The organism is Alteromonas macleodii ATCC 27126 (assembly GCF_000172635.2).
GTDB classification, from domain to species: Bacteria; Pseudomonadota; Gammaproteobacteria; order Enterobacterales; family Alteromonadaceae; genus Alteromonas; species Alteromonas macleodii.
Map to the genome: position 1 here is coordinate 3,840,744 of NC_018632.1, position 23,506 is coordinate 3,864,249.

Annotated in this window: 13 protein-coding genes, 8 tRNA genes, 3 rRNA genes and 1 pseudogene; 3 read left to right on the forward strand and 22 right to left on the reverse strand. The window is 45.0% G+C overall.

All coding sequences use genetic code 11. The annotated features are described in order from the left end of the window. Nucleotides 1-169: 169 nt before the first annotated feature. From MASE_RS16390 to MASE_RS16435, 11 genes and pseudogenes are all read right to left on the reverse strand, one after another. The gene (locus tag MASE_RS16390; RefSeq protein WP_014950837.1) at nt 170-2,617 is read right to left on the reverse strand and encodes a S8 family serine peptidase; all 2,448 of its coding nucleotides are present in this window, start codon (nt 2,615-2,617) and stop codon (nt 170-172) included. A gap of 223 nt (nt 2,618-2,840) precedes the next feature. Then, a complete protein-coding gene (locus tag MASE_RS16395) occupies nt 2,841-3,383 on the reverse strand; it encodes a hypothetical protein (RefSeq protein WP_014950838.1) in 543 nt (180 codons plus the stop codon). A 108-nt stretch (nt 3,384-3,491) separates the two neighbouring features. Next, nucleotides 3,492-4,109: an ankyrin repeat domain-containing protein gene (locus tag MASE_RS16400; protein WP_014950839.1), complete on the reverse strand. Its 618-nt coding sequence runs from the start codon at nt 4,107-4,109 to the stop codon at nt 3,492-3,494. A 150-nt stretch (nt 4,110-4,259) separates the two neighbouring features. Next, complete coding sequence (locus MASE_RS16405; RefSeq protein ID WP_014950840.1) at nt 4,260-5,876, reverse strand: catalase; 1,617 nt, start codon at nt 5,874-5,876, stop codon at nt 4,260-4,262. After that, nucleotides 5,873-6,049, reverse strand: a complete 177-nt coding sequence (locus tag MASE_RS20080) for a hypothetical protein (protein WP_187289702.1) — start codon at nt 6,047-6,049, stop codon at nt 5,873-5,875. The genes MASE_RS16405 and MASE_RS20080 overlap by 4 nt, the downstream gene beginning before the upstream one ends. A gap of 273 nt (nt 6,050-6,322) precedes the next feature. Continuing rightward, on the reverse strand, nt 6,323-7,675 hold the full coding sequence (locus MASE_RS16410) for an alkaline phosphatase PhoX (protein WP_014950841.1): 1,353 nt from the start codon (nt 7,673-7,675) through the stop codon (nt 6,323-6,325). Between the two features lie 389 nt (nt 7,676-8,064). Continuing rightward, nucleotides 8,065-9,248 (reverse strand): annotated as a pseudogene (gene tuf / locus MASE_RS16415) (elongation factor Tu). Nucleotides 9,249-9,315: 67 nt separating this feature from the next. Continuing rightward, nucleotides 9,316-9,391: transfer RNA gene (locus tag MASE_RS16420), tRNA-Thr, on the reverse strand. 7 nt (nt 9,392-9,398) lie between these two features. Continuing rightward, nucleotides 9,399-9,473, reverse strand: a tRNA-Gly gene (locus tag MASE_RS16425). A 33-nt stretch (nt 9,474-9,506) separates the two neighbouring features. Continuing rightward, nucleotides 9,507-9,591, reverse strand: a tRNA-Tyr gene (locus MASE_RS16430). A 7-nt stretch (nt 9,592-9,598) separates the two neighbouring features. After that, nucleotides 9,599-9,674 (reverse strand) — tRNA-Thr (locus tag MASE_RS16435). Nucleotides 9,675-9,739: 65 nt separating this feature from the next. On the opposite strand from MASE_RS16435, the gene MASE_RS16440 reads away from it, so the two are divergent. Next, a tRNA-Ala gene (locus MASE_RS16440) sits at nt 9,740-9,815 on the forward strand. A 37-nt stretch (nt 9,816-9,852) separates the two neighbouring features. Beyond that, a tRNA-Ile gene (locus MASE_RS16445) sits at nt 9,853-9,929 on the forward strand. A 109-nt stretch (nt 9,930-10,038) separates the two neighbouring features. Here MASE_RS16445 and MASE_RS16450 read toward each other — a convergent pair. The 10 genes from MASE_RS16450 to MASE_RS16495 form a co-directional block, all read right to left on the reverse strand. Continuing rightward, nucleotides 10,039-10,797 (reverse strand): type III pantothenate kinase, encoded by a 759-nt coding sequence (locus tag MASE_RS16450; protein ID WP_014950845.1) that lies wholly within the window; start codon nt 10,795-10,797, stop codon nt 10,039-10,041. Nucleotides 10,798-10,944: 147 nt separating this feature from the next. Next, on the reverse strand, nt 10,945-11,931 hold the full coding sequence (birA, locus tag MASE_RS16455; protein WP_014950846.1) for a bifunctional biotin--[acetyl-CoA-carboxylase] ligase/biotin operon repressor BirA: 987 nt from the start codon (nt 11,929-11,931) through the stop codon (nt 10,945-10,947). Next, the gene (gene murB / locus MASE_RS16460) at nt 11,928-12,959 is read right to left on the reverse strand and encodes a UDP-N-acetylmuramate dehydrogenase (protein ID WP_014950847.1); all 1,032 of its coding nucleotides are present in this window, start codon (nt 12,957-12,959) and stop codon (nt 11,928-11,930) included. Before murB ends, birA begins: the two co-directional genes overlap by 4 nt. Nucleotides 12,960-13,131: 172 nt before the next feature. Next, the gene (locus MASE_RS16465) at nt 13,132-14,697 is read right to left on the reverse strand and encodes a methyl-accepting chemotaxis protein (protein WP_014950848.1); all 1,566 of its coding nucleotides are present in this window, start codon (nt 14,695-14,697) and stop codon (nt 13,132-13,134) included. 332 nt (nt 14,698-15,029) lie between these two features. After that, nucleotides 15,030-15,557, reverse strand: a complete 528-nt coding sequence (locus MASE_RS16470; RefSeq protein WP_014950849.1) for a hypothetical protein — start codon at nt 15,555-15,557, stop codon at nt 15,030-15,032. Between the two features lie 487 nt (nt 15,558-16,044). After that, a 5S ribosomal RNA gene (rrf, locus tag MASE_RS16475) occupies nt 16,045-16,160 on the reverse strand. 136 nt (nt 16,161-16,296) lie between these two features. Beyond that, nucleotides 16,297-19,175, reverse strand: a 23S ribosomal RNA gene (locus MASE_RS16480). 352 nt (nt 19,176-19,527) lie between these two features. Then, nucleotides 19,528-19,604: transfer RNA gene (locus MASE_RS16485), tRNA-Ile, on the reverse strand. A gap of 43 nt (nt 19,605-19,647) precedes the next feature. Beyond that, a tRNA-Ala gene (locus MASE_RS16490) sits at nt 19,648-19,723 on the reverse strand. Nucleotides 19,724-19,800: 77 nt separating this feature from the next. Further along, a 16S ribosomal RNA gene (locus MASE_RS16495) occupies nt 19,801-21,333 on the reverse strand. The 16S, 23S and 5S rRNA genes sit together here with 2 tRNA genes alongside, the layout of an rRNA operon. A 334-nt stretch (nt 21,334-21,667) precedes the next feature. Between MASE_RS16495 and MASE_RS16500 the strand changes: the two genes are divergently transcribed. Further along, on the forward strand, nt 21,668-22,477 hold the full coding sequence (locus tag MASE_RS16500; RefSeq protein ID WP_014950850.1) for a hypothetical protein: 810 nt from the start codon (nt 21,668-21,670) through the stop codon (nt 22,475-22,477). Between the two features lie 168 nt (nt 22,478-22,645). Here the strand turns inward: MASE_RS16500 and MASE_RS20320 are convergent, their stop codons facing one another. Beyond that, nucleotides 22,646-23,503, reverse strand: a complete 858-nt coding sequence (locus MASE_RS20320; protein ID WP_232362778.1) for a TolC family protein — start codon at nt 23,501-23,503, stop codon at nt 22,646-22,648. Nucleotides 23,504-23,506 lie beyond the last annotated feature (3 nt).

Here is a 23,506-nt window from a genome sequence, read left to right on the forward strand (position 1 = left end):
AGCCCTAAACAAAAAAGAGGGGCCTTACTTCAGCCACCCCTCTCTAAAAAGTGTGTGAGGGCCGGTTGTGGCATTCAAAACCCTCAGCAGCAGGGATGCTGCTGTGGAGCGCCCATGGATGGGTTTACCGCGTGTTTTGAATGTTACAACCGGCCCTCGCCTCAAAGGACTAAAGTTCTGCGTATTGCGTTAGGATAAACGCGGCTTCGCCTCTTGATACCCCATTTTGTGGATTAAAGAAGGCTTTAAGCGTAGGCTGTAGGTCAAATGGGCCTTGCTCTACTTTTACTTCTACCTGCATTAGCCCTGCAGCCAGTGCTTGTTGAACATAGCCGCGATACTCAGGAGCAATCGCATCGGTGTCTTCAACTTCCACCGCTTCACCAAGAACAATTGCGATAACCTTCTGAGAGTCAAAGCTTTGCGCTGCATCTTCAAGACCCAACGCTTGAACCATTGAGTACGCCATTTCTTCTTTGCTCACCTGCATGTTGCTACCAAAGAAGTCACCATCAGCTTGCATTACGGGCTGCGTATTCATCTCTAAATCTCCCAACACCGCACCTGTCGCTGTGGCAGAGTTTACCGCTGCAGCATTTTCTGCACTCACATCGGTGTAGTTAACTGTGTTACCGTCGTTGGTTTGACGAAGGTTCGCACTAAGCGCTAGCGTATCAGCAAGCTCTACTCGAGTTAGTGGTGCGTCTGGCGCAAACCCACTTTCTTTTGCATCCATTAGCTCATTTGCTACTACGTATTCAATGAATGGTTTAGCTGGGTGACCTACTGCATCATCAATACCGGTATAGCCTGATGTGACTAACAAGCGAATATTCACATCGTTAGTGCCAGGGATACCCACACCGTTTGTAACACCTAGTGGGTCAACTGACACACCACTAATGCTGCCAATACCGCGGCTATATAGTTTCCATGTACCCGGCATACCCGGCGCAGCTGTGCCAACAGAAGAACCTAGAACAGGTAGGCCGATACCAGAGCCATAACGGTTGCCTGCCGGGTCTTCTAGTACGAACGCTGTTGCCGTTTCAATTGACGCGCTCGCCACCACCATAGATACGTCAGACGTTACTTCAAACTCTTCTACAGGTGACTCACCAACGGGTAGGTAAGTCGTAGGTAGCGTAAAGCTATCGCCTTCAGCAACATTAGCAAATGCGTTAAATTCGCGATTTTTCTTCACGGTATCGCCAAATACTTCTTCACCGTCAAGCACTGCAGTTACCGCAGCATAAGCGTTAACATAACCAGCGCCCACTTCCCACTCGTCCATACCAGCCATTGGTGTTGCGGTTTCCTGAAGAATACGCTTCACATCTTCCCACTGAAGGTTTGGATTCGCTTCTAGCATTAATGCAACAATACCTGACACGTGCGGCGCAGCCATTGAAGTACCGCTAGATACGGTATAAAACGGTAGGTGTTGCGGTTCAATCATTTCCGCGTCGTCAGCTGCGCTCAAACCGCCTAGGCTAGACAGTGATGCGCGAGCAGAAATAACGTCTACTCCTGGCGCCGTTACGGTAGGACGGTCTTCCCATGTGAACACTTCACCATCGACAACCGCTTGTCCGCCTTTTCCGTCGACACCGCGAGAACTAAAGTCAGCTAGCTCCCCTTGCTTGTTGCCCGCAGCCACTGTAATTACCCAAGGTGCTTTTTTGAAGTTACCGGTAATTGTCGATTCGCCTGGGCCTGAGTTACCTGCCGAGAACACGGTAATAATACCGTTGTCAGCCAGTGCTTTAGTCACAACGTTTGTTGGATCATCTGGATTAAATTCTGTACCTACATCGCCAGTGTTACCGAACGAGTTAGAAATAACACGAATGTTGTAATCGAACTGGTGTGTTAACGCGTAGTCGAAGCCACCGATCGTATCTAAAATGAATAGACCTGCGCCCGAGCCATAACCGATGATGTCTGCACCGGGTGCTACACCTGCATGCAAGCCACCGCTCTTGGCGCCATTACCGCCTACTGTGCCTGCCACATGCGTTCCGTGACCGCCTAAAATATCGGTGTTAGATACGTTTTCTTGGTATGTAATCGGTAAAATGCCGCTGTAGCTGTTTAAGTTTACTTGCGCTAAGACGTTTTGAACTACGTGATCAGGGAATGCTAAATCACCGTGTGTGCCGTCAACACCCGAGTCGTTTACTACTACACCAATGCCTTTACCTGATACCGGCATGCCATTTATGCGAATGTCACGGTCAGCCTGTAGTGCCTGTACACCCGTAATTTGGGTAGACTCATGGTTTTCTAGTTCTAGTGGGTCGTTGTTCCACACTGACACCACGTCATCGCGTTGATAAAGCGCTTCAACTTGCTGTTTGTTGGCTAACACACCAACAATAGGCACGTTACGTAGGCTAACACCTCCAGTGATACCTAACGATTCAAGTGCTGTAATTTGTTCTGTTGTGGCAGGTCCCTTACCTTCAAATGTAACAATAACTTGTTGTAGTTCTAGTGGCGAAGCCGCAAGCGCATCAGCCAATGTTTTATCGAAAGTTTTTGCATTCACCATGCTCGCTGGTAGGGCACAAGCAATAGCTACTGATAATACTGTTTTGTTATTAAGGAACTTCATAATACACCTCTCTTTGAGTACCCCTTGAGTATTTAACAACCAAAGAAGCAAAACTATGGGGAGTTCCCCCTATTCGATGTAATTTATAAAAGCGTTGAAAAAGCAGAAACTTAAAAAGAAAAAAGCCCTCACAAAAGGAGGGCTGAAAACACCAACTATCGAGAAACATAGATATGTTGGAGGGAACGAACGAGGTACCAGAAACACATTAACTTAAAAAGGATTACTGTTTGCGCTTTCTCATTGAAGTAAACGCAAACAGAATTAGCATCGCAGTGGCAAAAGAAGCAGGTTCACTCACTTGAGTTGAGCCATTATTAGATTCAACAGTTTTAACTACTTGAAACAAGCCACCCGCACAGCGGTCGCCACCGTCAAAGAAAACACAGGTGTCTGTTTCGCCTAGACCGGCTAAACCTGAGCTAATAGTGAATTCGTAGGGAACGCTTGAATCTTCAATGTAGAACTCAAATCCTTCACCGCTTTCATCACCAAACACACCATCATTTAAATCAACTACTGCAAATTCAGCGATGTCTTCTTCTAGAATGTTGTAAGAGACGTTATCGAACTTTAACTGAAAGAAAAACGATAGCCATGTATTCATATTGAACTGGGTTTCGTTTTCATCAAAGGTGATTTGCCCAATTAAGCTGGTTTGGTCAGATTCTTCACCTAACACTAATCGTGTGAAATCATAGGTAATTACGCCAGCGAAAGAAGGCATAGAAAACAGAACGAACACAGCGGCGATTAATGACTTCATAGTAAACCCACTTCTAAATTCTTATGGGCTTAGTATTGAACTTAATGCATTGAATACAAATAGGGAGTTCCCCCTAGTTGTATTCAATGCTATCTAATATGACGTGGTTTAATTAGCGTTTTGTTCGCGTAGTACTTTTGCTAGTTCGTAATTACCTTGCGAAAGAGCGATATCCGCTACCGAATTACCCGCTTTATCCATGTGAGCTGGGTTAGCCCCTTTATCGATAAGCGTATTGATAATTTCTTGTCTATCGAAAAGGCTTGCGAACATCAACGCCGTTTGGCCTTGCTCGTTTTCTTCATCTATATCGCAATCGGCAAAAACCAATTGCTTAGCTACACTGACGTGACCTTTAAATATGGCCCCCATAAGTGCGGTGTTTCCGCGGTTGTCTTCTTGACATGGGTTGGCATTAGCTTCGCTGATAAGAAAGTTCACGGTGTCGGTATGCCCATGGTACGCCGCAAGAATAAGTGCGGTGTAGCCTTTTTCATCGGCCACATTAACATCTAAACCGGCTTGATAAAACGCACTCAGCATGGCGCTATCACCTTCCCGCGCTGCATCAAAATAACGTGCTTTCAAGGTCTCCATATTAGGCCTAGTTGCACTTTGTTGAGTATCAGCTTGAGTGGTTGCGTCACTTACCGCACTAGTATAAAAACTGGTGAAGGTGGCAACGACGAACAGTGCTGCCGTAAGTGTTTGCTTTAAAAAAGACATTGTGCCCCCTTACTGGTAAATCTAAATTTGGTTACTACAAAACTGTTTTCAGTAAAGCTGTTACAGAAAGATTGTTAAAGAAGAATGGTTTGAGAAAAATGGGAGTTACTCAACACTGTGATGTAACTCCCAACCCTATTGCTACTTAGCTTATTGCATTAGTGCGGTTAGGCTTTCAGCAACTTGCTTTGCTTTAGCGGCACGTGCAGCTTGCTGTTCCATTAAGTCTTTCGCCGTTTGACGAACTTTAGACATTGGTGCTTTCGCTAATTTTGCTACACCTGCACCGTAGTCTTTATCAGCGTTGTACATATAAGCACTAATAATGACGCGAATTTCTTCTTCAGGCACCGATGCCAGTGCTCCACCTAGGTTATAAATCAGGTTTTGCTGGCCTTCTTTGGTTAGGTTTCTGAAAAACTCACCCGCTTGCTTGAAGTTCTGTTCTTTGTAGAACGGAATTTGTTGCGTCATACCTGCAAGCGGCTTGCTTGAGTAACGGAACGCTGGATCTTCGTTAAGATCAAGACGTCGACTTGGCTGATAATTCACGTCGCGCGCAGTGCTAGTCGTTCGAAGCTGACCATGCTGTTCGTGGTTATTAATAACCGCATTTTTAGGTGAATTAACCGGAATGCGGTACGCGTTAACTCCTAGGCGATAGCGCTGTGTATCAGCATACGAGAACAAACGACCTTGAAGCATTCTGTCTTCTGACGGCTCAATACCAGGAATTAAATTACTCGGTGCAAATGCCGCTTGTTCAGTTTCTTCAAAGAAGTTATCTGGTACACGATTAAGCACTAGACGACCAATCTTTTTAGCCGGCACAAGCGATTCAGGCCAAATCTTAGTGGTATCAAGTGGGTTAAACTCAAAATCATCCAATTGCTCTGGCTCCAGCTCTTGTAAATAAAGATCCCAAGACGCTGTTTCACCTTTTTCACCAATTCGCGTGTAGATGTCGGTAGTATGCGGCTGCATATCCATTCCCTGCACTTTCATGGCTTCTTCATTGGTAAAGTTCTTTATTGGCTGGTTCGACTTCCATGTGAACTTCACGTACTTGTAATTACCTTCGTCATCAACAAACTTGAAAGCATGTACACCCGAACCATCCATATTTAGATAGCTTGCCGGTGTGCCGTAGTCAGAGAAAAGCATAGTTAACGTGTGCGTTGACTCTGGTACGTGCGAGAAGAAATCAAAAATGCGCTTAGGCTCTTGCTTGTTCGTTACCGGCGATGGTTTAAATGCATGCACCATATCTGGGAACTTGATTGCATCGCGAATAAAGAAAACCGGGAAGTTGTTACCGACGAGATCCCAGTTACCTTGTTCGGTATAAAACTTCACCGCAAAGCCACGCGGGTCACGCAGCGTCTCAGGTGACAGATGACCATGTACTACCGATGAAAAACGAACAAAAACGTCGGTCTTTTTACCCGCTGATTGAAACGGCGCAGCCAGTGTTTCATCTGAAAGGTCGACCAGGTTTTCATAATATCCATAAACGCCTGTACCACGTGCGTGAACAACGCGCTCAGGAATACGTTCGCGGTCAAATGCCGCTAGCTTTTCAATAAGGTGCGAATCTTGTAGTAAAACCGGTCCCCATGGGCCTGCTGTTTGCGAGTTTTGATTATCGCCTACGGGGGCACCATTTTGACGTGTTAGTGTATCGGCGCTTACGCCTAAGGTAAGCATACTGGCAGCTACGCCGCCTAGGACAAACTTAGTTAACGTTGATTTCATTGAGGTTCTCACAGCTGTACTCCCACATGAAGGTTGGTACGAGGTTTAGGGGCTTTGACTTCTACGCAAAGTTGGTCGCCATAATAGTTATCAGCGTAATTGCATTGCGTTCGAATGGGTTGATTAGTTGTGGAGGAAACACGGTGGCTATTCGCCGTTGTTAGCTTTTTTAATAGTGCGCTCATTTGGCTCTCCTTCTTAAGTTGAGAGCATTATCATTAATTGAACAAAACTATTAAAACGGGTTAAAACGATTCAAATAATTAATTTATTTGATTGTAAAGATGCTAGCTAATCGAGAAAAGGTATGAAAGTAAGTAAATGATGCGTGACGAAAGAAAGGTTGATAGAAATTTGCCGTTCACACTTGGGGGATAACGGCGCCATTTTAAAGTAATGAGAATAAATGACGCCAGTTTTCTAGATAACCGTAATATCTGGTCTCCAACCTCTGATCTCTAACCTTCAAGCCATGGCCCGGTTATAGCTAAGGTCTTCGTTGGAGAGTAAATATTCACGAAAAGCGTATTGCCGTCGGGCGAGAAACACGCGCCGGCAAGTTCAGTTTGCGCATGGAGCTTTGCAAAGTTATACACTTCTCCATTTGGTGTAACACCGCGTAAATGATTATCAACAATGTCGGTATATTGATCTTCGCACACCAATAGATGCCCGTTTGGACATACGGTTAGGTTATCGCCGAAGTTATATAAGTTCTTGTCTTCACTTTCTAAAAATAGCTGAAGCTTGTCTTGTTTACCATCAGCAGAAGGAACAAGTTTCATCACCTGACCGAGCTGCTTTTGGCCGCCATTAGTACAGCAAAAATAAAGCTCATTTTCACCCCAATGTATACCTTCACCGCGAGCGAATAAGGCAGCACCTTTCTCATATCCTCTAGCGCGTAAGTCATCGTTCGGGCTTTCTGGGTTGTCTAATGCTATCCACTCAACGTCGAACCACGTCGCCAATGGCATAGTTGTGGAACTCCAATTACGTGTATCAAACTGAGGTTTGTTTTTTACTACCAGGGCTTCTAATTGGCCGCCAGCTGCCAAGTTAGCGTACTCGTTAGGCACAAAGCGATATAGCAAGCTGTCACCCTGATCTTCAGTCAGGTAAACAATGCCTGTTTTGGGGTCAACACATGCCGCTTCATGGTTAAAGCGCCCCATTGCTTTAAGTGGTTTAGCTTCAATGAGTGAGTCAGCATTTGCAGGTACTTCAAATATGTAGCCGTGATCTTTGTTTACCACATCACCGTTCGGGCCATGAGGTAGGTCTACGGACTCTTCACACGTTAGCCACGTGCCCCAAGGCGTAATGCCGCCCGAGCAGTTTCTTACCGTTCCAACAAGACTGATAAACTCTCGCTCTACCATGTTGGTGGTAAGGTTATACACCATGGTTGTGGTACCGCCTGGTAAAGCAACCCCACTATGATAGTTGTCGTAGGCCAACTCGCTAGTATGCATTTGAATAGACTTTGGCTGAGCACTTAAGTGTTTGGGGTGCAGTTCGTGGTTACGTATTAGCGCAACCTTGTCGCTAGTACCTTCTATAGGAAGACACCCCATGCCATCCGCTCTGTCAGGTACATGCATACCATCAGACATGCTATTTCCAAGGCTTGATATAACCTTATAGCTAAAGCCTTTAGGTAAATCGAGCAGCTTTTGAGGGTCGGCGATTAGTGCACCATAGCCTTCACTAATCGGCATAGACGCCAAATCCAACTTTTTACCAAAAGCACTGCTAGCTAGGCCACCAAATGCCAAAGAACCCACTAAAAACTGGCGTCGTGTAATCATGAAAATCTCGCAAAACTGATAAACAGAGCATAGTACCCTTTAATTGTTACAGTATCACAACAAAGGCGTTAAATTTCCACTTCTTCGCTTCGTGCTTATCTTATACCGATAGAAGGGAGTGAATGTATTCACACTGTATCGGAGCGCTTACTTAAAAGCAGGGATGGGTTCATGACGTATTTTCACCTTCCTCCTCAAGCTTTTTGCTATGCCAATTAAAGATGGAGTGAAGCCCCATCAAAAACTCTCAGCAGCAGGGGCGCTGATTGATGCCCCCATGGATGGGTTTACGGCGTGTTTCAGAGGGCACAACAATCACGAACTAAATCGCAGGCATAAAAAAAGCGCACCTAAGTGCGCTTTTTTTGGCTTGTGTTGCTAAGTCTAGATTAGTCTAGGATCTTAGATACAACACCAGCACCTACTGTACGACCACCTTCACGGATTGCGAAACGAAGACCTTCTTCCATCGCATCGGAGCAATTAGCTCAACTTTGAATTTAAGGTTGTCACCAGGCATTACCATTTCTACGCCTTCTGGAAGCTCTACAGCACCAGTTACGTCAGTTGTACGGAAGTAGAACTGTGGACGGTAGCCTTTGAAGAATGGAGTATGACGGCCACCTTCATCTTTAGAAGTACGTATACTTCTGCTTCGAAGTTAACGTGTGGAGTGATTGAACCAGGCTTAGCTAGTACTTGACCACGTTCAACTTCGTCACGCTTAGTACCACGTAGAAGAACACCAACGTTCTCACCTGCACGGCCTTCGTCAAGAAGCTTACGGAACATCTCAACACCAGTACAAGTAGTCTTAGTAGTATCTTTGATACCTACGATTTCTACTTCTTCACCAACCTTGATGATACCTTGCTCAACACGACCCGTTACAACTGTACCACGGCCTGAGATTGAGAATACGTCTTCGATTGGAAGAATGAACGGCTTGTCGATTGCACGCTCTGGCTCTGGGATGTATGAATCAAGCGCTTCACCAAGCTCGATGATTTTCTTTTCCCACTCTGCGTCGCCTTCAAGCGCTTTAAGAGCTGAACCTTGGATAACTGGTAGGTCATCACCTGGGAATTCGTATTCGTTAAGAAGTTCACGAACTTCCATTTCTACTAGCTCTAGAAGCTCTTCATCGTCAACCATGTCACACTTGTTCATGAATACGATGATGTAAGGAATACCAACCTGACGACCAAGTAGGATGTGCTCACGAGTTTGTGGCATAGGGCCATCAGTCGCAGCAACTACTAGGATACCACCGTCCATCTGAGCAGCACCAGTGATCATGTTTTTAACGTAATCAGCGTGTCCTGGGCAGTCTACGTGTGCGTAGTGACGAGTAGGAGTTGTCATATTCTACGTGTGAAGTAGAAATGGTGATACCACGTGCTTTCTCTTCAGGCGCGTTATCGATTTGATCGAAAGCCTGTGCGTTACCGCCGTAAGTTTTAGAAAGAACTGTAGTGATAGCTGCAGTTAGGGTAGTTTTACCGTGGTCAACGTGGCCGATTGTACCCACGTTTACGTGGGGTTTCGTACGTTCAAACTTTTCTTTTGCCATTTCTATTATCCCAGCAAAGTTACATTAAAAAATTTAGAAATTTTACATGAGCTGGGGAGAAATAAACTGGTGCTGATAGGCAGATTTGAACTGCCGACCTCACCCTTACCAAGGGTGCGCTCTACCAACTGAGCTATATCAGCACTGATTTGGAGCGGGCAGCGGGAATCGAACCCGCATCATCAGCTTGGAAGGCTGAGGTAATAGCCATTATACGATGCCCGCAATCCTAATTCTCTGGCCACCTCATAGAGAAAGTGGTGGAGGGGGCAGGATTCGAACCTGCGAAGGCTGAGCCGGCAGATTTACAGTCTGCTCCCGTTGACCGCTTGGGTACCCCTCCAGATTGATGGTGCCGACTGCCGGAATCGAACTGGCGACCTACTGATTACAAGTCAGTTGCTCTACCAACTGAGCTAAGTCGGCACTACATCTTGATGCAGTGCCTACACAGATAGTCTTGTTTAAAATGAAGAACGACACAAGTTTATGGGGCTATAGCTCAGCTGGGAGAGCGCCTGATTTGCATTCAGGAGGTCAGCAGTTCGATCCTGCTTAGCTCCACCATCTACTTGACACTGAGCTTGCATAAGCGAAGAACTGAAGGCTTGTAGCTCAGCTGGTTAGAGCGCACCCCTGATAAGGGTGAGGTCGGCAGTTCAAGTCTGCCCAAGCCTACCATTTCCTTCAAGTGGGTGCGCATTCTAGAGTATTGTTTAACTCTGTGCAAGTGTCTTTTTGAAAATTTTTCAATTTTCTTTTTTGATCAATTTTTCAACTAATCAAAAACTTACGTCGATGTTCCCTTTAGAAGTTCACTTCGAGCGTAGCGGGCAAGACCCTGCATCACCAAATGAGCGAGGCGCATGTTATCAGCAGATTTTAAGAATGCAAACACTTTTTTGTCTCCACCCCCTAAAATTATGTCAAATTCGGTTTGTTTGCTTGATATGTAATCAACCGCGCTCAAATAAACACCATAAAGGGCAGCATGACACCCTGTTGCCACACAATCTTCTGTGTCGGTCCCCACACCAAAGGTGGTCGGAATTTCATCATTCGCGAATACTTTTTTAGTTGAAGCAACCAATGCATTACGCATTACTTGAAAACCAGGCACGATCCAACCGCCTAAATGTTGACCATCCACCACAAAATCAACCGTTATTGCCGTACCTACATCCATAACAAAAAATGCTTTTTTTGATTTTTCTGCAGCACAAACCATGGCAAGCCACCTATCAACGCCCATTTTTTGAACATTCGCGTAACTATTTTTTATGCCGAAGGCTTCTTTCTCGGTGTGCTTTTCTACAAAAATAATATTTCGCTCGTTACACATGGCGGATATTTCATCAACCAGCTCCTGATTTCTTACTGAAGCTATATATAAATGGGAAATTTTTTTCTGAGAATCAATAAAAGAGAAAAGAGAATTGGCATCTTCGCACGCATTAGGCTCTTCTTCTGCGTGACAAAGCAGTGAATATTTTATTCTGGTGTTACCGATATCCACTAATATGACGTGGTTTTCTTCAATGTTGTTCATATTTTTGGTTTCAATCGCAAAGCAATGCGTAAAACGAACGGATAAAATGCTATTTAAAAATCACAAAGATGAACTACGAAGTACTTTTATTATAAAAATGGTCAAAATCTTCGTAGCTCAGCTATAAAATAAAACAAAAATAAAAAGTTAATTGCCTCTAAGGCTAACTTCGCCGCCGTGGAAACGGGTAATACCGTCTTGCGTTTCAACAAGAAGCGCGCCGCTGGCGTCCACTCCCCTATCAATTCCGGAAAAACGCTTCTCACCCATTTGTAAAACAATGCGTTTATCGGCGTATAAGTCGAGCGCTTCCCAATATGCTGTGAATGGCCCGAAGCCCTGCTGGGTAAATTTCGGTAAATAAGACCATAGCGATTTAATAATTTCCGCCGCTAAAGCATTTCTATCTGGGATAGTGCCTAAATATGACGCAAGATCGCTATGAGGCTGACCAACATCGTACTGATTATCGGGTACGCAAACATTCAAACCTATGCCGATAACACTATGCGCCGTAGCGCCTATTTGCCCTTCTACTTCAATAAGTACGCCCGCAAGCTTTTTACCTTGCAAATAAATGTCATTCGGCCATTTAAGCTCGGCGTCTTCTACGCCAAATTCTTTAAGTGCATCGCAAACTGCCAAGCCTACCAATAAAGAAAGTCCTGCCATACTTTGATAACCGTCGGGAAAAGACCAGTACATAGAAAAAGTGAAGCTTCCGCCAACCGGCGCTAACCATGAACGGCCATGTCTGCCGCGTCCATCGGTCTGAATTTCAGCAAAAACGACATCGCCGTTTTCAAGATCTTCTCGTTTGCTGGCAATACGCTTCTTCATTTCCGTATTGGTGGAAGGTAATACTGACTCCACATCAATAACCGCTCGTTTTGTATTGCCTAAATGACGTTTAATGCTGTCGGCGCTTAACAATGGAAACCCTCGTTCTAAACGGTAGCCTTTACCTTTTACTTTAAATACATCTAATCCCCAATCGGCGAGTTGAGAAATATGCCCTGCAACTGCTGTGCGCGAAAGGCCCACTTGCTGTGCAATGGTTTCCCCTGAGTGAAACTGGCCGTCGGACAACAAAGCGAGTATATGTTTTCTTATAGCTTTTGATGCTTGTCTCATAGCGAAATAAGTCCTTTGCTTCCTAATAAGCGCACTTCTGGCTCAAGCTGTATGCCGAACTTACCCTGTACGCTTGCTATGATATCTTTTGCCATGGTTATTACATCGTTTCCGGTGGCACCACCTAAGTTAGTAAGTACCAATGGCTGTGTAGGGTGGCATCGTACTTTATTCAAAGTCTTGCCTTTAAAACCTGCCTGGTCGATAAGCCACGCGGCAGGAATTTTTATTTGTTCTTTTTCAGTGGCTGGCAGCTCAACACCTCCGTGCACCACAAAATGGGGCACTGAATCATAGTCTTGTGCAATCGCTTGAAACACTGCTTTTGAAACCACTGGGTTTTTAAAGAAACTTCCAGCATTGCCTAGCTCGGCAGGATCGGGAAGTTTGCTCTTCCTAATTTCTATTACCTTACTATACACCTTTTCTGGTGTAGGCTCAGTGAGTGCCGCTAGTTCGCCATAGCTGGTCTCGAGTTCGTAGTGCTTGGGCAGTTTAAAGTTTACATGAGTGATTAGCACTTTGTTCGCTAGTGCATGCTTGAACACACTGTCTCTATAGCCAAATTGACAGTCTTCGTTGCCCAACAATACCTGCTCGCCGGTTTCAAGAAATACACACTCTACTTTGTCGATTAACGTATTCACTTCTCGTCCGTACGCACCAATATTCTGAATTGGGCATGCGCCTACTGAGCCAGGTATTAAGGCGAGATTTTCGAAACCATACCACTTCTCTTTCATACACAAAGTGACGAAGTCATGCCAGTTTTCACCTGCACCTACACGTAAGTAATGGTGACTTTCAGTATCAAAATGGCTTATTCCCTTAATCTCGTTAACCAGAATTGTACCGTCAAAGTCGTCAGTGAAGACTGAATTGCTTCCACCGCCCAATATATAAATGGCTTTGTTATTGTTTTTAGAAGTTTTGAAGATAGACAGGAATGAAGTAACGTCGCTAAACGACTGGATAGAATCACAAGAAGCGGCGAGGCCAAATGTGCTGTATGGTTGTAGTGAAGGCATAGAGTTTTACGAACTGCGAACAATTCGCTAATGGTAGGGTAACGAAGCAGCAAATAAAAGCGTAAAGAAGGAATAATATTGTTGCCAATATTGCTAAGCGCTAGAGCATTACCACTTTCATTCGTTAAAGTGAGAAAACGGAAGCTAGCGCTTATACGTAAATACAGAGACCTTACTGCTCTTTCGCTTTATAACCAATACGAAACCCTCCCCAATGTTTACCGTTCACATATATCGGTGCAGATAGATCATGCATGACCTCACCTGTATCTCGTTTGTAAGTTTGTAGCAAGAAAGTAGAAGTATTGCTGCCACAACGACTTCCGGTTTTGTCATCGAATATCCGTTTCGTTCTGTTATTTGCTAAATCCGTATCGTAATTACCAGTAAGGGGCTGACTAAACTTCTTGTTGTGGGTAGGAAAGTAACCATTTACGTCAACTGCGCCGGCATAAATAATGAAACTATGTGTTTCTAATAAAGGTTCTTGGATAGCGGGAAGTACGTCGTCGGTGAACTTATCAAAAGGTGTCGTGTGCTTTATAGGATTAGTGTTCGGTATAGGTGAATAGTCAAAATTAAACAGCTTTGCTTCCGATATTTTCCCTTCTGAAATCGCTTGCTCGAAACGCTCTCCAACAGTTTTGGCTGCATTTACTGCAATGTCTCTAACTTCGCTGTTTCGATCATTAACGTCGAAGCTTTCCAGCAGCCTGAAAATATCTTCAGCTTGACTACTCAGTGATAGCGCCTGAGTAGAAACATCAGTGAGGTCGTGCTCTAGTTTTTCTGTCGTCGTGTGCAACTGAAGTATATTGGTACTTATACCTGCGCTATGTTCTGCATTATTTTCTACCATTGCTTGCATAGCGCCCATCGATTCCCGGGCTTTTGTAGAGAGCATACTGGAGTGTGAGATAGCTTCTTCGCTCTCCTTTAATTTCACATTCATGTTATCACTAGAGTTAAGCACCGTTTCCATAGTAGCCACTGCGGCCTGGCTACTTGTATTCATATCCTGCAGCAAACTTTCAATTCCTGAGGTGGCATCGGTTGTTTTCTTGGCAAGCTCGCGTACTTCATCAGCAACGACGGCGAAACCACGTCCTTGATCTCCCGCTCTTGCAGCTTCAATAGCCGCATTAAGCGCTAGCATATTTGTTTGATCGGCTAATTGGTTAATGGTGTTTGTTATTGTACTTATTCCCTCGGCCTTACTTTTTAATGTAGTAAGCGCTTCAGATGACGCATTTATGTTTTTAACCAGCTGCTGTTGCTGGCTTAATACTTCTTTTAACGACGTACTGCCGAACTGCGTTTTCTCGTCAGATTCATTCATAGAAAATGCAGCATTCTTGGCAAGCTCATCTAACTGAGTTGAGGAGACTTCTAACTGTTGGAGTCTACCGCTCATCTCGCCGATGTTCGCGACTTGCTCATTAAATGCTTTTGATAACTGTTCTAAAAAGAAAGAGATAGAAGCACCACCAATTGCAATGTTACTCGCGGCATGACTAACTTTCGTTGCATCATTGCTGTGTGCATTGTTCTTATAATCGTCAGTTAGAACAATTTTACTAGCGGCTATATTTTGGTTTTGAAATACCTTCTCAATAATAAAGGCCGCGAAAAGGATAGTAAGAAACGTAGCAACTGTAGAGATTAGTAGATGTGAAGTAACAAAAGACATCACTACATTAACGAGACCGGCAATAACAGCTAAAACTAAATACTTCATCATGCACACTTAACATTTTATTAACACCTCAAAAATGTAAAGCGTTTTGAACCAATTATCCATAAGCGGATAGTATTAGTTATGGGGTCAGAGTACTTTATTAAGTGAGCATTGTATTCATTAGCAAATGAAATAAACGCTTCAAGGTACGAGTTGTCAGATTAATGAAGTGAGTAGATTGACTCTACCCCATTAGTAATGGGGTCAGAGTACTTTATTGGCTGAGTATTGTATTCATAGTAAATAAAATAAACACTTCAAGGTACATGTTGCCTCACTCGTAAGGAGTCTACTTTACTTAGACTCTATCGCTTATAAAGGCTTTTTTATTACTAACTGTTATCTGGTACTAACTCGTTAAGGTGCAAAACCATCCAACCGTTAATATAAATATTTCGAGGCCGCCTAGCATCGTAAATGGCACCAGAAGTAACCAAGTCATTTACTTTTGTTTTGCTAAGCACAAGGTTATCAACACGATAGTAATTGCGCAGTAATAACGCTTTATCAAATTTCGCATGTTGACTCGGCGAGACAGGTGTTGTGTGAGCAATGTTTCCGACTTTAAAAGTAAGAGTATCATCATCAACACTAAGTAATTTCAGGGGGACATAGCGAAATCGAGCATCCGATGAAGGATCTATAGCTCTATAATCAATATAGAAAAAGTCATTTTTCTGAGGATTAGCCAAGACCCGCTCTTTTTCACTATTTTCAATAAATGCATTACCAACAAAGAAGAATGCTATTAGAAGAAAGCAAACAAGTTCTGCATGCAGCTTTAATAGAGCGGCCACTGGTTCAAGTTGAAAATTACCCCGCAAATAAGCTGGGTTATTATTGAATGGTAAGGCTGACATACAAACTTCCTAGCTGTTTAGTGTTTTTATACCATACCGATTATTTTTCAACCTGTCGCTTTTTCTATACATTCAAACAAGTCCACAGCATTGATCCCTCGAATAATGGGGTCAGAGTACATTTTTTTTTAGCGAGAGTGAGAGCCAAAAAGTACTCTGACCCCTTTATTATTTTTGTGGTGAGCTATTTATGAAATGCTTTCTGGCACTGCCTAAGCACTGAAAACGGCCGAAGGGTAACTCGTCTTTTTTTGGGTGTCAGAGTAGATTGTTACTTCTCTAAAAAAATGGAGGCGGAGTACATTTCTCTGATTTAACGGCACTGGAGGACAAGGGAATAATTATGTCCTGATGTTTAAAGCAATAAAGTACTCTGACCCCAATTTGAGGTTTTGCAGGGGGGATTGGGGATTAATGTACTCTGACCCCATTTTTTCTTTCTTCCAAACGCAAAAAACCCGCCGTTAGGCGGGTTTCTTTTAAGTTGACCTGGCAGTGTCCTACTCTCACATGGGGAAGCCCCACACTACCATCGGCGCTAATACGTTTCACTTCTGAGTTCGGAATGGAGTCAGGTGGTACCGTATCGCTATGGCTGCCAGGAAAAACTGGTAACAATCTAGAAAACTGGATATCAATTCAATCAGTGAGTAACTGTCTTTTCACTCTACTTGCGGCTCATTTTTCAGAGCTTAGCTTGTCTACAACACTCAGAAGTCTAAAGCTTCTTGGGCGTTGTATGGTTAAGCCTCTCGGGCAATTAGTACAGGTTAGCTTAACGCCTTACAACGCTTCCACACCCTGCCTATCAACGTCATCGTCTATAACAACCCTTCCAGACCTTAAAGGTCAGGGATGACTCATCTTTGGGCCGGCTTCCCGCTTAGATGCTTTCAGCGGTTATCCGTTCCGAACATAGCTACCGGGCAATGCCATTGGCATGACAACCCGAACACCAGCGGTTCGTCCACTCCGGTCCTCTCGTACTAGGAGCAGCTCCCATCAATCATCCAACGCCCACACCAGATAGGGACCGAACTGTCTCACGACGTTCTAAACCCAGCTCGCGTACCACTTTAAATGGCGAACAGCCATACCCTTGGGACCGACTTCAGCCCCAGGATGTGATGAGCCGACATCGAGGTGCCAAACACCGCCGTCGATATGAACTCTTGGGCGGTATCAGCCTGTTATCCCCGGAGTACCTTTTATCCGTTGAGCGATGGCCCTTCCATACAGAACCACCGGATCACTATGACCTACTTTCGTACCTGCTCGACGTGTCTGTCTCGCAGTTAAGCTAGCTTATGCCATTGCACTAACCTCACGATGTCCGACCGTGATTAGCTAACCTTCGTGCTCCTCCGTTACTATTTGGGAGGAGACCGCCCCAGTCAAACTACCCACCAGACACTGTCCACATTCCCGATAAGGGAACAATGTTAGAACATCAAACATACAAGGGTGGTATTTCAAGGACGGCTCCACACAATCTAGCGACTGTGCTTCAAAGCCTCCCACCTATCCTACACATGTAGGTTCAATGTTCAGTGCCAAGCTGTAGTAAAGGTTCACGGGGTCTTTCCGTCTAGGTGCGGGTACACAGCATCTTCACTGCGATTTCAATTTCACTGAGTCTCGGGTGGAGACAGCGTGGCCATGGTTACACCATTCGTGCAGGTCGGAACTTACCCGACAAGGAATTTCGCTACCTTAGGACCGTTATAGTTACGGCCGCCGTTTACCGGGGCTTCGATCAAGAGCTTCGTCCGAAAACTAACCCCATCAATTAACCTTCCGGCACCGGGCAGGTGTCACACCCTATACGTCCTCTTACGAGTTTGCAGAGTGCTGTGTTTTTAATAAACAGTCCCAGCCACCTGGTCACTGCGGCCTCCATTTGCTTACCACGCGAAGTGTTCACAAACAGAGGCGTACCTTCTCCCGAAGTTACGGTACAATTTTGCCGAGTTCCTTCACCCGAGTTCTCTCAAGCGCCTTAGTATTCTCTACCTGACCACCTGTGTCGGTTTGGGGTACGGTTCATATAATCATAAGTTTAGAAGCTTTTCCTGGAAGCAGGGCATCAACAACTTCACTCCCTTGGGAGCTCGTCTCGTGTCTCGGCCTTAGAATTCCGGATTTACCTAAAATTCCAGCCTACTCACTTTCACTTGGACAACCAACGCCAAGCTTGCCTAGCCTTCTCCGTCCCTCCATCACTGATTATATAAGTACGGGAATATTAACCCGTTTCCCATCGACTACGCATTTCTGCCTCGCCTTAGGGGCCGACTTACCCTGCCCTGATTAGCATGGGACAGGAAACCTTGGTCTTCCGGCGTGGAAGTTTTTCACTCCCATTATCGTTACTCATGTCAGCATTCGCACTTGTGATATGTCCAGCAAGCTTTACAACTCACCTTCATCCACTTACACAACGCTCCCCTACCCAGCATGTAAACATGCTGCCGCAGCTTCGGTATATTGCTTAGCCCCGTTACATCTTCCGCGCAGGCCGACTCGACTAGTGAGCTATTACGCTTTCTTTAAAGGGTGGCTGCTTCTAAGCCAACCTCCTAGCTGTCTATGCCTTCCCACATCGTTTCCCACTTAGCAATATTTTGGGACCTTAGCTGGCGGTCTGGGTTGTTTCCCTCTCCACGACGGACGTTAGCACCCGCCGTGTGTCTCCCGGATAGTTCTCATTGGTATTCGGAGTTTGCAAAGGGTTGGTAAGTCGGGATGACCCCCTAGCCTTAACAGTGCTCTACCCCCAATGGAATTCGTCCGAGGCTCTACCTAAATAGATTTCGGGGAGAACCAGCTATCTCCCGGTTTGATTGGCCTTTCACCCCCAGCCACAAGTCATCCCCTAACTTTTCAACGTTAGTGGGTTCGGTCCTCCAGTTGATGTTACTCAACCTTCAACCTGCTCATGGCTAGATCACCGGGTTTCGGGTCTATACCTAGCAACTAAACGCGCAGTTAACACTCGCTTTCGCTACGGCTCCGTTATTCACTTAACCTTGCTACTAAATATAAGTCGCTGACCCATTATACAAAAGGTACGCAGTCACCACACGAAGTGGCTCCCACTGCTTGTACGTATACGGTTTCAGGTTCTATTTCACTCCCCTCACAGGGGTTCTTTTCGCCTTTCCCTCACGGTACTGGTTCACTATCGGTCAGTTAGGAGTATTTAGCCTTGGAGGATGGTCCCCCCATATTCAGTCAAGATAACACGTGTCCCGACCTACTCGATTTCACTGTAAAGAATCCGTCGTGTACAGGGCTATCACCTTGTATCGCTCCTCTTCCCAAAGGATTCCACTAAATTCTAAACAGCTTAAGGGCTGCTCCCCGTTCGCTCGCCGCTACTAGGGGAATCTCGGTTGATTTCTTTTCCTAAGGGTACTTAGATGTTTCAGTTCCCCTCGTTTGCCTCGTTAACCTATGTATTCAGTTAACGATACCTGTAAACAGGTGGGTTTCCCCATTCGGACATCTGTGGCTCAAATGCATTTTGTCGGCTCACCACAGCTTTTCGCAGACTTACACGTCCTTCATCGCCTCTAACTGCCAAGGCATCCACCGTATACGCTTCGTCACTTAACCATACAACCCCAAACAGCCTTTTGACTTCTGTCTAAGTTACGTTGCATGAATGACAAGCTAATCGGAAGAATTGCCTTGCTATCAAATCATCGATTGATAACAAGCAATTCAGTCAAGTAGAGTAAAAAGTTCATCTTTCGATTTCTCAGTTACTCAATTTTGATTGATTACTATTAATATCAGCTTTCCAAATTGTTAAAGAACATTTGATGTTCGCAAAATGACGAGTCATTTCACTTTAGAGTAAAAAACCCTAATCAATCTTTACTGAAACAGTAAATATTCATTAGGATTTCGGGTCCAACGTGACACGTTTCTACCTTTGTTACCTTCCTTTCTTAAACCAAGGAAATGGTAGGCTTGGGCAGACTTGAACTGCCGACCTCACCCTTATCAGGGGTGCGCTCTAACCAGCTGAGCTACAAGCCTTCAGTTTCTAAGTTTGTTAGCAACAAACCCAGTTTCAAGTAGATGGTGGAGCTAAGCAGGATCGAACTGCTGACCTCCTGAATGCAAATCAGGCGCTCTCCCAGCTGAGCTATAGCCCCATAAACTTGTGTCGTTCTTCATTTTAAACAAGACTATCTGTGTAGGCACTGCATCAAGGCGTCTTTCGACGTAATGGTAAGGAGGTGATCCAACCCCAGGTTCCCCTAGGGTTACCTTGTTACGACTTCACCCCAGTCATGAAACACAAAGTGGTAATCGTCCTCCCGAAGGTTAGACTAACTACTTCTTTTGCATCCCACTCCCATGGTGTGACGGGCGGTGTGTACAAGGCCCGGGAACGTATTCACCGCAGTATTCTGACCTGCGATTACTAGCGATTCCGGCTTCATGGAGTCGAGTTGCAGACTCCAATCCGGACTACGACATTCTTTAAGGGGTCCGCTCCACATCACTGTCTCGCTTCCCTCTGTAAATGCCATTGTAGCACGTGTGTAGCCCTACACGTAAGGGCCATGATGACTTGACGTCGTCCCCACCTTCCTCCGGTTTGTCACCGGCAGTCTCCTTAGAGTGCCCAACTTAATGCTGGCAACTAAGGACAAGGGTTGCGCTCGTTGCGGGACTTAACCCAACATCTCACGACACGAGCTGACGACAGCCATGCAGCACCTGTGTCTGAGTTCCCGAAGGCACGAAACTATCTCTAGTAACTTCTCAGCATGTCAAGTGTAGGTAAGGTTCTTCGCGTTGCATCGAATTAAACCACATGCTCCACCGCTTGTGCGGGCCCCCGTCAATTCATTTGAGTTTTAACCTTGCGGCCGTACTCCCCAGGCGGTCTACTTAGCGCGTTAGCTTCGCTACGCACGTCTTAAAGACACACACAGCTAGTAGACAGCGTTTACGGTGTGGACTACCAGGGTATCTAATCCTGTTCGCTACCCACACTTTCGCACATGAGCGTCAGTCTTTGGCCAGGGAGTCGCCTTCGCCACTGATGTTCCTCCAGATATCTACGCATTTCACCGCTACACCTGGAATTCCACTCCCCTCTCCAAGACTCTAGTCTGCCAGTTCTAAATGACCATCCCAGGTTGAGCCCGGGGCTTTCACATCTAGCTTAACAAACCGCCTGCGTGCGCTTTACGCCCAGTAATTCCGATTAACGCTCGCACCCTCCGTATTACCGCGGCTGCTGGCACGGAGTTAGCCGGTGCTTCTTCTGTTGTTAACGTCACGGCTAGCAGGTATTAACTACTAACTTTTCCTCACAACTGAAAGTGCTTTACAACCCGAAGGCCTTCTTCACACACGCGGCATGGCTGCATCAGGGTTTCCCCCATTGTGCAATATTCCCCACTGCTGCCTCCCGTAGGAGTCTGGGCCGTGTCTCAGTCCCAGTGTGGCTGATCTTCCTCTCAGAACAGCTAGAGATCGTCGCCTTGGTAAGCCGTTACCTTACCAACTAGCTAATCTCACTTGGGCCTCTCTTTGCGCCGGAGCCGAAGCCCCGTTTGGTCCGAAGACATTATGCGGTATTAGCAGTCGTTTCCAACTGTTATCCCCCTCGCAAAGGCAAGTTCCCAAGCATTACTCACCCGTCCGCCACTCGTCATCTTCTAGCAAGCTAGAAATGTTACCGTTCGACTTGCATGTGTTAGGCCTGCCGCCAGCGTTCAATCTGAGCCATGATCAAACTCTTAGGGAAATGAGCGCTCACGTCAACACTTATTTTGAAAAAGTTGAAAAAACTGAACTAACCGTCTATTTTTCGCTCAAATGTGATAATTAGTAGACAATATGGACTAATTACTAATAGGATAGGAATTCAGATCCTATAAAGTAGTAGTTCTTAAAGTAGTATTTGATCCTGCCGTTATTATATTAATGCTTAATATTAGCGATAGATATTAAGGCTTGCGTAAAGGAATACGTATAAGAATGTATATAAGCGTAAATGACCTATGCTTTGTGTTCTTTATAAATGTATTAATACTGGTGGTGTCAGAAATTGACTACGCAATAATTATAAAGGTGGGTTTATGTTACGAACTCTTACACTGCTGTCTGCGGCAATACTAGCAACTCATGTTAGTCATACAGCAATGGCACAAGAATTATCCTCAAATGATGTTGCTCAGCCACCTGCGTCAGCGAATGTAGAAAGTGCTGACGAGTCAAATCATTTTCAAACCGCCTTCTTAAGACGTCAAGTAAACCAAACTATGTCGGTTGGCCGAGCAATCAGTTCAATCGCTGGTCATTATCCGCAAGAGATTGTGTCTATTGTGGATATTGCTTTAGATACCTATCCAGACAAATACAGAGAGATCATTTTTGCTGCTATCTCTGCACAACCTGCGTCTACTGAAGAGATTGTACAGCTGGCTATTGAGAAAGAAGTAAGTAGCTGCCCTAACATTGTTCAGTTAGCGATAAAAGCAGAGCCGACTTATGTCGACTTTGTTGTGCAGGCTGCTGCGGTTTCAACACCTGAAGAGCTAGATGAGATTGTACGCGTTGCCGTGCTTACTCAACCTGACGCAGCAGACAGTATTGTTCAGACATTATCGCAAGAACATCCAAATAAGATTGTCGATATCATGACAAGCGCATTGAATGCTGTTCCTTTTGTTGGTGAGTATGTAGTGGATGCGCTTCTGGCCGTGTTTCCTAACGAAGCAGAAACGGTAGTTGAAACGGCGGTGAGAGAGTCTGCGCAGCAGCGTGAACAAGTAATGCGTATTTTAAATACTGCGCAACACGCGGGTGTATCTCAGGATAAGTTAAAAGAATACGCTATGTCTGCCGGACTAAGCGAAGACGACTTTAATAGTGCACTGGGCAATTAACCCCCTACTAATTGATTTTTAAAAAAACGGCGTATCGATTTACTCAATACGCCGTTTTTGTTTATAGCTGTACTAGTATCTTCAACCCTTACCTGCTTTTTAACAACAAGCAGCAAGCGATAGCAACCAAGCCTACCTCACAATTAAACTCGATGTTTTCAAAAAAGCTCAGTTGTTAAGGGAGTGCAACATAGCGGCTTCTTTATAAAGGGTTAGTTCTGCCTTTAGTAAGTCCACTTTCGCTTTTATCTCTTTTATTCGGGCCTTAATTTCATTTTGTGCGCGCGCATTTAACACGAACATATCACTGTCACCTGCATCGAAACGTGTTTTTTCTACTTTAGAAAGGGTTTTCGCTAGCGCCGCATTTTCACTTTGAAGAGCAACAATGTCTTTCGCCTGCCCCCAATAAACTAGCGCTTGTTCAAAACGCTGAGTTATCGCTTGCTCAGTAGAGGTTAGCTTGTGCTCTAGCTCTCTTTGCTTTGACTGTAATTGGGCTTGTTCAGCTTTCGCCTTCCTGTTTCCTAAAGGGTAGGAAAACGACAGACCTACTTTTGTTTCGGTACCGTCTAAATTTGACGGACCAGAACCGATATCTCTTGCAACCGATGCTTTTAAATCTAACTTCGGCAATAACGCGTTACTAGCCAGCGCAGCCTTGTTATTTACCACCTGCTGTTCTAATTTCATCACATCAAGTTCAGGGTGATTACGAAGGGCATTGCGAAGAGTCATAAGCTGACCGTTACCAACCCAGAAAGGCCAGTTGATATCTTTAGGCGGATTCGCTTCATCTACTATCAACATATCTCCCTTAGGTGAACGCCAATAAAAAGAAAGCATTTGAGCATGTGCGTCTCGCTTTTGCTTAAGCTCGGCAAGCAAAAGGCGCTGTTGCAAAATGTTGGCTTTAAATTCTGTCAGCACAACATTGGCTAAATCTCCCTTCTCTACGCGGGTCACCAACGCTCTTTCACGTTCTGTTGCGGTGTTTAGCAACTCTGTAACGGCATTGACCTGCAATGC